The sequence below is a fragment of the Mangrovicella endophytica genome (genome assembly GCF_002893625.1).
GTDB lineage: Bacteria > Pseudomonadota > Alphaproteobacteria > Rhizobiales > Rhizobiaceae > Mangrovicella > Mangrovicella endophytica.
The window spans coordinates 496,282-508,817 of sequence record NZ_PKMZ01000002.1; the positions used below are offsets into that span (position 1 = coordinate 496,282).

The 12,536-nt window shown below is 65.6% G+C and carries 15 protein-coding genes; 7 read left to right on the forward strand and 8 right to left on the reverse strand.

From position 1 onward, the window contains the following. Positions 1 to 25: 25 nt before the first annotated feature. From C0R46_RS07930 to C0R46_RS07940, 3 genes are all read right to left on the reverse strand, one after another. The gene (locus tag C0R46_RS07930) at positions 26 to 1,312 is read right to left on the reverse strand and encodes a beta-ketoacyl-ACP synthase (protein WP_102959050.1); all 1,287 of its coding nucleotides are present in this window, start codon (positions 1,310 to 1,312) and stop codon (positions 26 to 28) included. Between the two features lie 28 nt (positions 1,313 to 1,340). Next, complete coding sequence (locus C0R46_RS07935; RefSeq protein WP_102959051.1) at positions 1,341 to 2,555, reverse strand: beta-ketoacyl-ACP synthase; 1,215 nt, start codon at positions 2,553 to 2,555, stop codon at positions 1,341 to 1,343. A 63-nt stretch (positions 2,556 to 2,618) separates the two neighbouring features. Continuing rightward, on the reverse strand, positions 2,619 to 2,903 hold the full coding sequence (locus C0R46_RS07940; protein ID WP_102959052.1) for an acyl carrier protein: 285 nt from the start codon (positions 2,901 to 2,903) through the stop codon (positions 2,619 to 2,621). A gap of 245 nt (positions 2,904 to 3,148) precedes the next feature. Here C0R46_RS07940 and C0R46_RS07945 point away from each other — a divergent pair, with 245 nt between their 5' ends. Further along, positions 3,149 to 3,601 (forward strand): MarR family winged helix-turn-helix transcriptional regulator, encoded by a 453-nt coding sequence (locus C0R46_RS07945; RefSeq protein ID WP_102959053.1) that lies wholly within the window; start codon positions 3,149 to 3,151, stop codon positions 3,599 to 3,601. A 143-nt stretch (positions 3,602 to 3,744) separates the two neighbouring features. Here C0R46_RS07945 and C0R46_RS07950 read toward each other — a convergent pair whose 3' ends face one another. Then, the gene (locus C0R46_RS07950) at positions 3,745 to 4,038 is read right to left on the reverse strand and encodes an HNH endonuclease (RefSeq protein ID WP_102959054.1); all 294 of its coding nucleotides are present in this window, start codon (positions 4,036 to 4,038) and stop codon (positions 3,745 to 3,747) included. Positions 4,039 to 4,413: 375 nt separating this feature from the next. Here C0R46_RS07950 and C0R46_RS07955 point away from each other — a divergent pair, with 375 nt between their 5' ends. Both C0R46_RS07955 and dusA read left to right on the forward strand, forming a co-directional pair. Next, positions 4,414 to 4,956: a PRC-barrel domain-containing protein gene (locus C0R46_RS07955; RefSeq protein ID WP_102959055.1), complete on the forward strand. Its 543-nt coding sequence runs from the start codon at positions 4,414 to 4,416 to the stop codon at positions 4,954 to 4,956. Positions 4,957 to 5,186: 230 nt separating this feature from the next. Next, on the forward strand, positions 5,187 to 6,221 hold the full coding sequence (gene dusA / locus C0R46_RS07960; RefSeq protein ID WP_102959056.1) for a tRNA dihydrouridine(20/20a) synthase DusA: 1,035 nt from the start codon (positions 5,187 to 5,189) through the stop codon (positions 6,219 to 6,221). 58 nt (positions 6,222 to 6,279) lie between these two features. Here the strand turns inward: dusA and C0R46_RS07965 are convergent, their stop codons facing one another. The 3 genes from C0R46_RS07965 to C0R46_RS07975 all read right to left on the reverse strand — a co-directional run bounded on the left by C0R46_RS07965 (position 6,280) and on the right by C0R46_RS07975 (position 8,826). Further along, positions 6,280 to 6,984: a retropepsin-like aspartic protease family protein gene (locus C0R46_RS07965; RefSeq protein WP_102959057.1), complete on the reverse strand. Its 705-nt coding sequence runs from the start codon at positions 6,982 to 6,984 to the stop codon at positions 6,280 to 6,282. Then, positions 6,974 to 7,240: a DUF1289 domain-containing protein gene (locus tag C0R46_RS07970; protein WP_102959058.1), complete on the reverse strand. Its 267-nt coding sequence runs from the start codon at positions 7,238 to 7,240 to the stop codon at positions 6,974 to 6,976. Before C0R46_RS07970 ends, C0R46_RS07965 begins: the two co-directional genes overlap by 11 nt. Positions 7,241 to 7,320: 80 nt before the next feature. Beyond that, the gene (locus C0R46_RS07975; protein ID WP_102959059.1) at positions 7,321 to 8,826 is read right to left on the reverse strand and encodes a sensor histidine kinase; all 1,506 of its coding nucleotides are present in this window, start codon (positions 8,824 to 8,826) and stop codon (positions 7,321 to 7,323) included. Between the two features lie 321 nt (positions 8,827 to 9,147). Between C0R46_RS07975 and C0R46_RS07985 the strand changes: the two genes are divergently transcribed. Together C0R46_RS07985 and C0R46_RS07990 are read left to right on the forward strand one after the other, a co-directional pair. Beyond that, a complete protein-coding gene (locus C0R46_RS07985; protein ID WP_102959263.1) occupies positions 9,148 to 9,816 on the forward strand; it encodes a uracil-DNA glycosylase family protein in 669 nt (222 codons plus the stop codon). 39 nt (positions 9,817 to 9,855) lie between these two features. Further along, complete coding sequence (locus C0R46_RS07990; RefSeq protein WP_102959061.1) at positions 9,856 to 10,341, forward strand: Lrp/AsnC family transcriptional regulator; 486 nt, start codon at positions 9,856 to 9,858, stop codon at positions 10,339 to 10,341. A gap of 36 nt (positions 10,342 to 10,377) precedes the next feature. Here C0R46_RS07990 and C0R46_RS07995 read toward each other — a convergent pair whose 3' ends face one another. After that, positions 10,378 to 10,743, reverse strand: coding sequence for a gamma-butyrobetaine hydroxylase family protein (locus tag C0R46_RS07995; protein WP_102959264.1), 366 nt, complete (start codon positions 10,741 to 10,743; stop codon positions 10,378 to 10,380). A 211-nt stretch (positions 10,744 to 10,954) separates the two neighbouring features. Here C0R46_RS07995 and moaA point away from each other — a divergent pair, with 211 nt between their 5' ends. Both moaA and C0R46_RS08005 read left to right on the forward strand, forming a co-directional pair. Then, on the forward strand, positions 10,955 to 11,944 hold the full coding sequence (gene moaA / locus C0R46_RS08000) for a GTP 3',8-cyclase MoaA (protein ID WP_102959265.1): 990 nt from the start codon (positions 10,955 to 10,957) through the stop codon (positions 11,942 to 11,944). Between the two features lie 5 nt (positions 11,945 to 11,949). Further along, positions 11,950 to 12,420, forward strand: coding sequence for a hypothetical protein (locus C0R46_RS08005; protein WP_102959062.1), 471 nt, complete (start codon positions 11,950 to 11,952; stop codon positions 12,418 to 12,420). Positions 12,421 to 12,536: the final 116 nt, after the last annotated feature.

The window sequence follows — 12,536 nt, forward strand, 5'->3', positions numbered from 1 at the left end:
CAGGGTCCGGTCGAGCGGCAGCGGCTCAGGGGCGCGGTTCGCGTCCGAGCACGAGGCAGACATTCTGTCCGCCGAAGCCGAAGGAGTTAGAGAGGACGGCCCGGACCTCGCCACGCCGCGCCGCGTTCGGCACGGTGTCGAGCGGGATCGCCGGGTCGGGATTGTCGTAGTTGATGGTCGGCGGCATCAGGCCATCGCGCATGGTGAGGATCGAGAACACCGCCTCGATCGCGCCGGCCGCCGTCAGCGTGTGCCCGATCATCGACTTGTTGGAGGAGATCGGCGTCGAGCGCAGCGCTTCGCCGAACACGGCTTCGAGGCTGGTCGCCTCCATGCGGTCGTTCTCCGGCGTCGAGGTGCCATGGGCGTTGATGTAGTCGATGTCGGAGGGTTCCAGCCCTGCATCCGCCAGACCGGCGCGGATGGTCGCGATGATGGGCGAGCCGTCCGGCTTGGAGCGCGTGCGGTGGAAGTCGTCGGCCTTTTCGCCGCAGCCATGGATGACGCCGAGGATCGTCGCGCCGCGGGCCTTTGCGGACTCCAGCGACTCCAGCACCAGCGCGCCGGCACCTTCGGCCATGACGAAGCCGTCGCGGTCGCCCGAGAACGGCTTGGAGGCCTTTTCCGGCATGTCGTTGTGGGTCGACAGCGCCGACAGGAGGGAGAAGCGGATCAGCGCCTCGGCGGTCACGGAGCCGTCGGTGCCGATAGCGAGCGCGCGTTCGCACTCGCCGCGCCGGATCGCCTCGACGCCGAGCTGGATGGCGGTCGCGCCGGACGCGCAGGCGGTCGACAGCGTCACCGGCAGGCCGCGCACGCCGAGCTCGTCCGCCAGCAACTCGGAGATGCGGCCGAAGCGGGTGTTGTCGTAGGTGGCCGGCGAGGGGTGCTGGCGCGCCAGCTCGATCAGCCGGTCATAACCGGCGTCCGCCGGCGCATCGCCGTCAGCCGCATCGAGGGCGAAGCGATCGGCCCACTCGAGCTCCACCGGGGGTGCGGCGAGGAACAGCCGACCGCCGAAGTCGGACGCATCGAGGCCGGCCATGCGGATCGCCTCGGTGCCGGCCGAGCGCGCCATGGCGTGCGAGCGGCTCACCGAGATCGAGGGCTCGACCTCTATGAAGTCCACCGTGCCGGCGATGGTGGTGCGGAGGTTATCGATGGGGAAACGGTTGATGCGGTGGATGCCGGAGCGTCCAGCCGTCAGCGACGACCAGTTGGCTTCGACGCCCTCGCCGAGCGAGGAGACGACGCCGAGGCCGGTCACTGCAACGATGGGGCGGCCCCTGAAATCGGTGGTGCTCTCGCTCATCTCTGCGCTCCTCTTCGGCTGTTCAGCGTCAGCGGGTTTCGCCGGCCGGTCCGACCGGCTCCAGCAGACAAACACCTTCGGCCTGCAGGTGGCCGACGGTGGTGACCAGCGCAGCGCGGGCCGGCTGCAGCGCCGGGCTTTCCTCGCCGCTGTCGAAGGCGGGCAGACGCGTGCCCCGTGCGAGCGTCGCCGCCGCCAGCGCAATGCCGGCCGGGAACTGCGCCTCGAAGGAATGGCCGAGCAGCGAGCCATAGGCGCGGACCGGCGCCTGGGGAAGGGTGTTCGCCAGCACCTGCCGCTCGACCGCCGTCGGCGCCTCGATGCCGCTCGCGCCGGAGAGGACGAGGAGGCCGTCATCTGCGGGCGCGCCCTTGATAAGATCGTCGAGCCGCGCGGCTAGCGCTTCGCCGCGGCGGGGGCCACGGTCGCCGGCGACACGGGTCAGCTTCGCATAGGCTGGAGCGGAGCGGGCGGCGGCGTGCTCGGCCGATTCCAGCACGAGGAAGACGCCGACGCTGCCGATGGCAAGGCCATCCGCTGGTGCACGACGTGCAAAAACCGAGCGCCAGTCGCTGCGCAGCAGCAGGCCGCCCATCTCGTAGTTGAGGATGAGGTCCTTGCGCTCGGCGGCGAAGGCGGCGCCGACGAGACAGATGTCGCTCTGGCCGGCGGCGATGCGTGCTGCGGCGACCGAGACGGCCGATATGCCCGCGCCTTCCTCGCCCATGAAGGTGCGCGAGGAACCGGTGACCTTGTGGACGATGGAGATGTTGCCGGCGAGGAGATTGGAAAGCTGGGCGAGAAACAGCGTCGGGCGCAGCTCGTTCGCCAGCGTCTCGTTCATCACCGCGCCCGAGCCGCCGCTCTGGCGGGCGCGCTCCATGACGAGCGCATCGACCGCCGTGTCGCGCTCGCCGCCGCCGGCCGCGACGATCATGTCGACGCCCGAGCGCACGCTCTCATCAGTCGGGATGCCGGCGTCGGTGAGGGCAAGGCCGGCCGCATAGGTGCCGAGCTTCTGCCAGGTTTCCATCTGCCGCTGATCGCCCTTCTTGGGGATCTGCGTGCTCCAGTCGATGGGGGGCAGCGGATGCACGAAGTAAGGCGCGAACCGCTCGCTCTCGATCACCGGCTGCGGCGCGCTGCCACGCTCGAGGAGATCGAGATGGGCCGCAATGCCTTCGCCGAGCGACGACACGAGGCCGATGCCGGTGATCAGGACATCCCTGGCGGTGTCGGTCATGAACGAATTCCGGTTCTTCGAAAGGCGGCCGTCGACAGGCTCGTCAGCCGCCGCAGTATTGGCTCAGGACGCTGCCTTGGCCGCGCGCAGCTCGTCGATCTTGGCGCAGAGGTTCTTCATCACGAAGTACTCTTCCGTCGGCGCCTCGCCCTCGTTGACGCGCTGGGTCCACTTCTCCAGCGGAATCTTGATGCCGAACTCCTTGTCGATCGCAAAGACGATGTCGAGGAAGTCGAGGGAGTCGATGCCGAGATCGTCGATCGTGTGGCTCTCGGGCGTAATCTGGCTGCGGTCGATCTCGCTGGTTTCGGCGATGATATCCGCGACCCTGTCGAACGTGGAAGACAAGAGCGTCTCTCTTTGCTGAGGCTGATGGTGTGATCGGCGCGAAGCTATAGGGAATCCGTTCGCGATTGCAAAGCAGGCCGAACGTTCCGCGGCTAGCGAGCCTCGATGCTGCAACTCGAAGTGCGACCGATTTCCGCAGAAACGATCTTCTTTGCAACCTCTTCGGTCGATGCGTGTTTCGAAGCGAAAGGTCTGTCTCTTGGAAATGCCAGCGTCTCTCGTGAACGGAGATCCGACGAATCCTCATGAGCGAACATCAGCCTCTCGAGCAAAAAGGTCTTCTTTCCAATCGACTGACCCGTGCTGCCACGGCCGTCGGCCGCGTCACGTCGCAGGTGCACAAGAGTGAGCACGGGCTGACGACGCCTGAATTCAACGTGCTGATGATCCTCGGCAGCACGAGCGGGCGCGGCTCCATCACCTCGTCGGACATCGTCGAGGCGACCGCGATGGACAAGACCAAGGTCAGCCGCGCCGTCTCCTCGCTGGATCAGCGCGGCTGGCTTGATCGCGAACGCGCATCCTCGGACCGGCGCTTCGAATTCCTGTCGCTGACGGAGGATGGCCAGAAGGCGTACCAGAAGCTGATGCCGAAGGTGGAAAGCGCCGAAGGCACGCTGCTGCAGCACCTCACGGACAAGGAACGTGACAGCCTGGAGATCGGGCTGTCCGGCCTCGATCGGGCACTCGGGCGATAGAAGCAGGACCCGATCTGGGTCATCGCGGCTGATCCTGCCGGCGGCGTGGCTTGCTCGGGACGCAGATTGGGCCAGCGCGTGCTATATCGGACGCCAGAGGCGATCCCACTCGCATGACACCGTTGGCTTCGCTTGCAGCGCTTTCAGCGCTTGCGCCGCGTCGGCGCATGGAAATCCGGCGGCTTGTTGCCGATCCAGGCGAGGAAGCCGGCGAGTTCCGGACGCTCGGCGAGACGCGTTCCGTCCGCCTCGATGCGGGCGAGTTCCACATTGGTGAAGCTCGCATGAATGGTGCGGTGGCAGATCGGATGCACCGGCACCGTTTCGCGGCCGCCGCGGCTTTTGGGCTTCGGATGATGCCACTCAACCCGCTGGCCGAGCGGCCGGGCGCATAACCAGCAGTCGGTTACCTCGATATCTGATCGACCTTGTCGCATGGCGGTTGATATGGTCCGGTGTGACCACATCGCCAACCGCAGATGCGGCTGTTTCAGCGAAGACGGCGATCAAGTCCGACGCTCCTTGCGTGAGCCAGCGTCAGGCCGTGCGTTGCCGGTAAAGCTCGCGAGGGGACGCGTAATGATCAGTAGACGGTCTCATCCTTCGAGATCATCTCTGTTGATGTAGAAGCTGTTACTCGCACATCTTTATCAGAATCGATTATTATAAGCTGTCCCAAGCATCAAATCAGATGCATCTCCAGAGGGTCTGTGCTCCTCAGTTCTCGGACCATCCTGATTTTTATTTTGAACCGATCGGCCGCTCGGCCATTACACCTAAGGATACCAACTGCAAGCTTGAAAGGAGACATCATGATTCGTTCCAGCCTTACCGCCGCAACGGCTCTCCTCCTCCTCGCATCGCCCGCTCTGGCTCAGACTACCGCCGCACCTGCCGCGACCGATGCGCCTGCGGCCACGACCGCTCCTGCGGGTGCGACAAGCGCCCCTGCAGCGACAACTGCTCCTGCAGCGACGACGTCTACCACGCCGGAGGCAACCTCCAATGGGCAGTCGGGTGGGATGATGATGGGCGACAGCGCCACGGTAGCCCTGCGATTCGTCGAATTCTCCAAGGCAGATGTCATGGCGTCGAAGCTCGATGATCTGGAAGTCTATAACAACCAGAACGAAGAGATCGGCGAGATCGAAGATCTGGTGATCCGCGACGGCAAGACGATCACCGGTGTCGTAATCAGCGTTGGCGGTTTCCTCGGGCTTGGCGACCGATATGTGCTTGTCGACCCGGCGAGCATCATGCTCAGCAACCAGAACGACGAGATGCGGGCCCACATCAACACGTCCAAGGACGAGCTGAATAACGCTCCTGCTTTCGAATACACGGAAGAAGACTGATCACTTTCGGTCGGCGACTTGTCTGGGCGTCCGCTTGCGCGGGCGCCCTTTGTCGTTCGTGGCGAGTGGTATAGTAGGACAAGCGGTTGCGACCCTTAGCGCTGCCGCCAGGACCGCACCGCTGCCCGTTGTCGATCTTCGCTGCGCCGCTGGTCGTTGGTTGCGGCTGATCCGGATGGACGCCCAGAACAGCAGGACCAAACGTGTCTCAACCAGCTGAGCCATCAGCCATGATCTCTACCGAAGGTGGAACGCCTCGTCCGGTCTTCGCCGTGGCGCCCATGATCGACTGGACTGATCGGCATTGCCGCTATTTCCACCGGCAGCTGACCGGACGTGCGCTGCTTTATACCGAGATGGTGGTGGCCGACGCCGTGATCCATGGCGACCGGGAGCGGCTGCTCGGCTTCGATCCGGCGGAGCATCCGGTGGCGCTGCAGCTTGGCGGCTCCGATCCGCAGAAGCTTGCCGAAGCGGTGCGCATCGCGGGCGCCTTCGGCTATGACGAGATCAACCTCAATGTCGGCTGTCCGTCCGACCGCGTGCAGTCCGGCGCCTTCGGGGCCTGCCTGATGCGCGAGCCGGCGCTGGTCGGCGAGTGCCTTGCCGCGATGGTTGAGGCCTCGGCCACGCCGGTGACGGTGAAATGCCGCATCGGCGTCGATGAGCAGGATCCGGAAGAGGCGCTCGACCGGCTGGCCGATGCCGCGGTCGCGGCTGGCGTGCGGGCGATCTGGGTGCATGCGCGCAAGGCCTGGCTGCAGGGTCTCAGCCCCAAGGAGAACCGGACGATCCCGCCGCTCGACTACGATCGCGTGCGGCGGCTGAAGCAGCGTCTACCGGATGTCTTCGTCGGGCTGAACGGCGGCCTGGCGACGCTCACTGACGCGGTGGAGGAACTCGGTCCTGTCGATGGCGTGATGATGGGGCGCGGCGCCTACCAGACGCCGGACGAGCTGATCGGCGTCGACAGCACGATCTATGGCGAGGCGGCCGGGAACGGGTTCGATTATGCCGCGCTGATCGCGACGATGGCGGCCTATGCCGAACGGCACATTGCGAATGGCGGGCGACTCGCGCAGGTGACGCGGCACATGACCGGCCTCTTCACCGGCCGGTCTGGCGCGCGGCGCTGGCGTCAGATCCTGTCGGAGAAGGCGACGCGGCCGGGCGCGGGTCCCGAGCTCCTGTTCGAGGCGTTTGAGGCCGTCGATCTGTCGGCGGGCGAGGGTGCGGCCGCAAATAGGGCCGTGCAGGCCGCCTGAGGCAGGGTCGCGGCCTGGATGTTGCTGCCGCAGCCGGAGGGCCCCGGGCGGAGCGGACTCAATCCGTCAGGATCAGCCGTTCGCCGCGGAAATCGAACGACGACAGCGTTCCCAGGAAGCTCATGCCGAGCAGCGTGACGCCGAGGCCGCTGCCTTCCGTGACCGCCGCCTCGACATTGTGCCGGACGATCTGACCGATCTGCACAGTCTTCAGCCGCAGCGGCGCGGCGCGCGCGATCCCATTGGCCGTCATCACCTGCGAGGTGAAACGCAAGGCCGAAGTGTCGACACCAAGCGCCTTCGCCGTCTGTTCGTCCAGGGCGATCATCGAGGCACCTGTGTCGACCATGAAGGCGGTCTCGACGCCATCGATCTCGCCGTCCACATGGAAGTGGTTGTCGAGCCCGCGCGTGACGACGTACTGGCTGCCGTTCGACCCCGCAACCTCGATCGGCGTGCCAGGCATCAGGACCGCAAGCATGCGGTTCTTGATGCCGCCGAGCTCCGGCGAGAAGGCGTAGGCGCCGATCAGCGCCGCGAAGGCGAGCGCCCAAACAAGGGCGTTCTTCACCGTATCGGCGAGGCGCGAGCGCGATGCCGTCAGGCCGGCGGCGATCGCCACCCCGATCGTGCCGAGATAGATGAGGCTGGCGAAACGGCTGTCCTGCAGCCCGAGGATCTGGCCGTCGGCATCGACCGCCAGCAGGATGACGGCGCCCGCGATGACGCCGAGGATGAGGACGAGGAACAGGCTACCGCGCATCGCCATCCTCACTGGACGCGGCGACGTCGCTCGCTTCGGCGCGTTCTCTCGCTATTCGGGCGCGGCGGGTCTCCCGCCTCTGCGGCCGGTCGACCGTGGCAAGCCTGGCCGGCAGGCTCTCCATCACGGTGCGGCGATGCTCCGGCGTGTAGCCGATCCAGCTGGCGATCTCCGCGCCAGTGCGTCCACAGCCGAAGCAGAAGCCGGTCTTCGGATCGATCGAGCAGACGAGGATGCAGGGACTTTCGATATTCATCCTTCGCTCGCGCTCGCGGTCATGCCTCCTGAGGTAGAGACGGCGACACGGTCCCGCAAGCCAGCATAAGCGATGCTTCGTCAGGTGTAGTCGGCAAGCGCCGGCATGACCTCCAGCACGCGCGAATGCGGGAAGATGGCGATCGCCTCGGTGCCCTCGCGCAGCTTCGACAGGAGCTGGAACTCGCCGTCATGCATAGCGACCAGCGCCTGCACGATCGGCAGGCCGAGGCCAGCACCCTGTTCGGCGCTCTTGATGGCAATGGAGCCCTGGCCAAAGGAGGAGAGGACGATGGGGATTTCCTCCTCGGGAATGCCGGGTCCGTTATCCTTGACCGAGATGTACTGACCGCCGCCGGCGGTCCAGCCGACGCGCAGCTTGATCTCGCCGCCGCTCGGCGTGAACTTCACAGCATTGGATAGAAGGTTCAGGATGATCTGGCGCAGCGAGCGCGCATCGGCCCAGAGGGCCGGCAGGTCGGCCTCGAAATGGCCCTTGACCGTGATGTCCTTCGCCTTGGCGCGCATGTCGATATAGGCGAGGCAGCTGCGTGCCACGGCCACCGATTCGACAGCCTCCTCGTTGAGGGCGTAGCGGCCCGCTTCGACGCGCGACAGGTCGAGGATCTCGTTGATGAGGTCGAGAAGGTGCTGGCCGGACGAGTGGATGTCCTTGACGTAGTCCTTGTAGGTGGCGTTGCCGACCGGCCCGAGGATCTCGTTCTCGATCACCTCGGAGAAGCCGAGAATGGCATTCAGCGGTGTGCGCAGCTCATGGCTCATCGTCGCCAGGAAGCGCGACTTGGCGAGATTGGCGTCCTCGGCACGCCGCCGCGCCTCGTCGGATATGATGCGCGCAGTCTCGAGCTCGGCGATCAGCTCGTCCTTCTCGGCCTGGTGCTTCATGCGCTCGGTGGTGTTGCGGCGCAGGCGCTCCGCGACAAGGGCGAAGAAGGGCACGGTGAGCACCAGCATCACCTGCATGGCGGCCGTGGTCGGATCCGGATTGAGCAGCACGGTCACCAGCAGCGAGGCCGACACCGGCAGGAAGGCGACGATGGTGGCGAATTTCAGGGTCGAAGACACCATCGCGGTCAGGGCGATGGCAAGGAACAGGATCGCGAACTGCAGGATCTCGAAACGCAGGGGCGCACAGCCGGTGCAGCCGAGCCCGGCGAAATAGGCCCAGCCGATACCGGCCGAGAAGTGTCCGGCCAGAAAGAAACGGGTCCAGCGGCGCGGGTCGAGCTCGGCCGGATCAAGGCGGGTGAAGCGGATCGTGGCGATGAGCAGGGTCGAATAGCCGGCCAGCGCGACGACGGCCCAGACCAGCGCCGGGGTCGCGCCGGTGAAGACGGAGAGGCCGAAGATCGTCAGAAGCAGCGGCATCGGCAGGACGATCGCGGCCGAGCGCAGCGAGGCGGCATGCTGAACCAGGAGCTCGCGGTCGAAGCGCGGCGTCACGCCGCCCTTCGAGGCCAGCCGCTCGCGCGTGGCCTTCAACGTTCGCGACAGGCTCGGGTTCTTCGATCCGCGCCGGCGCTCAACGATGTTCTTGTCGTAGATGGGCGGTGCAGCGACGGACATGAACGCGGATACGGGATCGCCTGACGATGGACTCTGGTCCGGTCGATCATGTTTCGGAAAGCTTAAGAAAATGCCTTAAGGAACGCGAAAAGACGAGTGAATGCATCAGTTCTCCGGCCACGGGTGCAGTGGGCCCCCGCAGCTATGGCGCCGCCAGGCCTTTACCCTTGACCGCGGCGCTGCATTTCAGCTGCCGATGCTCCAGCCATGCGATCTCCACGCCATCCACGCCTTTGCGAATGACATTCGTCAGCGTCCCGATCGGAAGGACTGCTGCTCCCCAGGCATAGTGGTGAGGTGGCGGCAGCGCGGGCAAGCCGCGTGAGCGCGACGTCGCCCGAGGCGCTTTACGAGACGATCCGTGGCTGCCGCATCTGCCGCGACCAGCCGCTGGGGCCGCCGCTGCCGATCGAGCCGAACCCGATCCTGGTGCTCTCCTCCACCGCGCGGATCTGCATCGCCAGCCAGGCGCCGGGCAATCTCGCGGACAAGCAGAGCAAGCCGTTCATGGACCCGTCCGGCGTTCGCTTGCGAAGCTGGCTCGGCATCGGTCCGGACATCTTCTACGATCCAGGCAAAGTCACCATCGTGCCGATGGGCTTCTGCTTTCCCGGCTACGATGCGAAGGGCGGCGACCTGCCACCGCGCCGCGAATGCCGGGCGACGTGGCATGAGCGCATCTTCGCCGCCATGCCACAGATCGAGCTGATTCTGGCGATCGGCCTCTACGCTCAGGCATTCCATCTTGTCGGCCGCGAGACGATGGGGCTGACGCAGCGGGTGCAGGACTGGCGCGCGATCCTCGAGGGTGGAGGGCGCTATGCGCCGGTCCTGCCGATGCCACACCCCTCCTGGCGCAACAATGGTTGGCTGAAGCGCAACCCGTTCTTCGAAGCCGAGCTGCTGCCGGAACTGCAGCGCCGCGTTGCGATACTCGTCGGCACGCAAGGCAACGCCGAAAAGCTCGCAGGCCAAAGCAACATCATGTAAGAGCCGCTGCCGAAACAGACTGCCGCACGGATTGGACCAATGGATCGCCTCGACAAGAAAATCTTGCGGCTGCTGCAGGAGGACGCGACGCTGGCCGTCGCCGATGTTGCAAAGCGCGTCGGGCTTTCAACCACGCCGTGCTGGCGGCGCATCCAGAAGCTGGAAGAGGAAGGCGTCATCCGGCGCCGCGTCGCCATCCTCGATCCGCAGAAGGTCAATGCGCGCGTTACCGTGTTCGTATCGATTCGCACCAACTCGCACTCGAACGAGTGGCTTAAGCGGTTTTCCGAGGTCGTCGGCGACTTCCCGGAAGTGGTCGAGTTCTACCGGATGAGCGGGGAGGTGGATTACCTCTTACGCGTCGTCGTGCCCGACATCGCAGCCTATGACGACTTCTACAAGCGCCTGATCAGCCGCATCGAAATCCGCGACGTGTCGTCGTCCTTCGCGATGGAGCAGATCAAGTACACCACCGAGATGCCGCTCGACTACATGGTGCTGGACCGCGAGCCGCGCGACGTCTGACATCTCTACTTCGCAAGCGGGGTGCTGACCGTCGCGTCAGCGCTCGCGCTTCAGGCCCTTCGCCTTCAGTTCGTCCAGATAGGCCTGCCATTTCTCGTCTCGCTGGGCGCCGAGTTCAGCGAGGTAGCGCCAGGTGAAGATACCGGTGTCGTGGCGATCGGAGAAGACGATCCGGATGGCGTAGTGGCCGACCGGAACGATGTCCGCGATGGTCACGTCTTTCTTGCCGCCGACGGTGACGCGCTGGTCGGGACTGTGACCCTGAACCTCGGCGGAGGGCGACAGCACCCGCAGAAGCTCGGCGGGCAACTCGTCGACCGCGCCGCCGGCCAGGGTCAACCGCAGCGTGCGACGGTCCTGTGAGACGCGGATCTCGGTGGGGGCGGCGTCGGCGTTAGACATGACGTAGGATCCGGCTGCTGGCGGAAATACCGCTTCCACATCGTCAAATCCGCCGATCATGGAAGCATCGCCGCTTGACCCGACCCCACTGCGCTTCCAGATTTAGCGGATAGCGGGAGAACGGCCTGACGGCCGTGATGGCATGGCCTATCGAGAGAACGACATCAACCTGTTCCCGCGCACTGATGCGGATCGCACCTTGGCGGGATCGATGATCGACCCGTTCGGACGGGCGATCACCTATCTGCGCATCTCCGTCACCGACCGCTGCGACTTCCGCTGCGTCTACTGCATGGCGGAGGACATGACCTTCCTGCCGAAGCGGGATCTTCTGAGCCTCGAGGAGCTCGACCGGCTCGCCTCCGCCTTCATCTCCAAGGGCGTTCGCAAGCTGCGGCTGACCGGCGGCGAGCCGCTGGTGCGCAAGAACATCATGCATCTCATCCGCTCGCTGTCGCGCCATCTTGAGAGCGGCGCGCTGGAGGAGCTGACGCTGACGACGAACGGCTCGCAACTCGCCCGCCATGCAGCCGAGCTCGCCGACTGCGGCGTCAAGCGCATCAACGTATCCGTCGATACCCTCGATGCCGACAAGTTCCGCCAGATCACCCGCTGGGGCGATCTCGCCAAGGTCCGCGAGGGCATCCGCGCCGCGCAGGCTGCGGGGTTGAAAATCAAGATTAACGCGGTGGCGCTGAAGGGCTTCAACGACGCGGAGATTCCCGCGATGATGGAGTGGGCGCATGGCGAGGGGATGGAGCTGACGCTCATCGAGACCATGCCACTGGGCGAGATCGATGCGGACCGCACCGACCAGTACCTGCCGCTGAGCACGGTCCGTGCGGGGCTCGAGGCGCGCTACACGCTGCGCGACATCCCGTTCCGCACCGGCGGGCCGGCGCGCTACGTCGAAGTGGCGGAGACCGGCGGGCGCCTCGGCTTCATCACACCGATGACCCACAATTTCTGCGAAAGCTGCAATCGCGTGCGGGTGACCTGCACCGGTACACTGTTCATGTGCCTTGGCCAGGAGGACGCCGCCGATCTCAGGACGCCGATGCGGGCCTCCGAGGGCGACGCGCTGCTGCACCAGGCGATCGACGAGGCGATCGGGCGCAAGCCGAAGGGCCACGACTTCGTGATCGACCGGGCGACGCGCCGCCCGTCGGTATCGCGCCATATGAGCGTCACGGGAGGATGAGGACGATGATTCGGTCGACGGCAGCAGGCATCGGGCTCGTTCTGGCAGCTGTCATGGCCGGACCGGTCCTGGCGGACAGCTTCACCTATGCCAATCCACGCTTCGGAACATCGGCGAGTTTCCCGGCCGAGGCGTTTCCGCAAGCCTTGCCGGAACCCACGGACCGCGACGGTCGCGCCTGGCGGTCGCCACAAGGGGCCGAGCTCTTCATCTATGCCCGGGCCAACTCGGGCGGTGAGACGCCGGCCTCGATCACCCGGGCGCGCGGCCAGGATGACGAGGTCACCTACGCCAAGGCCGGGCAGCGATGGGCGGTGGTCTCGGGCTACCGCGACGGCAAGATCTTCTACGAACGCTACATCTTCCGTGGCGGCCTGATCCACTCGGTCGCGATCCGGTATCCCGAAGCGCTGCGTGGCCGCTATGACCGGTTGGTTGGTCCGATCACGATGAGCCTGCGCGGGCCGTCGAGCTGACGCATTCATACGCTGCGGACCCTGGAGAGGTGGAGGACGGTCGTTCTTTGCTGCTGCTGGCACACGGGGCGCTGCGCGTATCGCATGGACTTTCACTGATTTAGCCGGGATCGGGC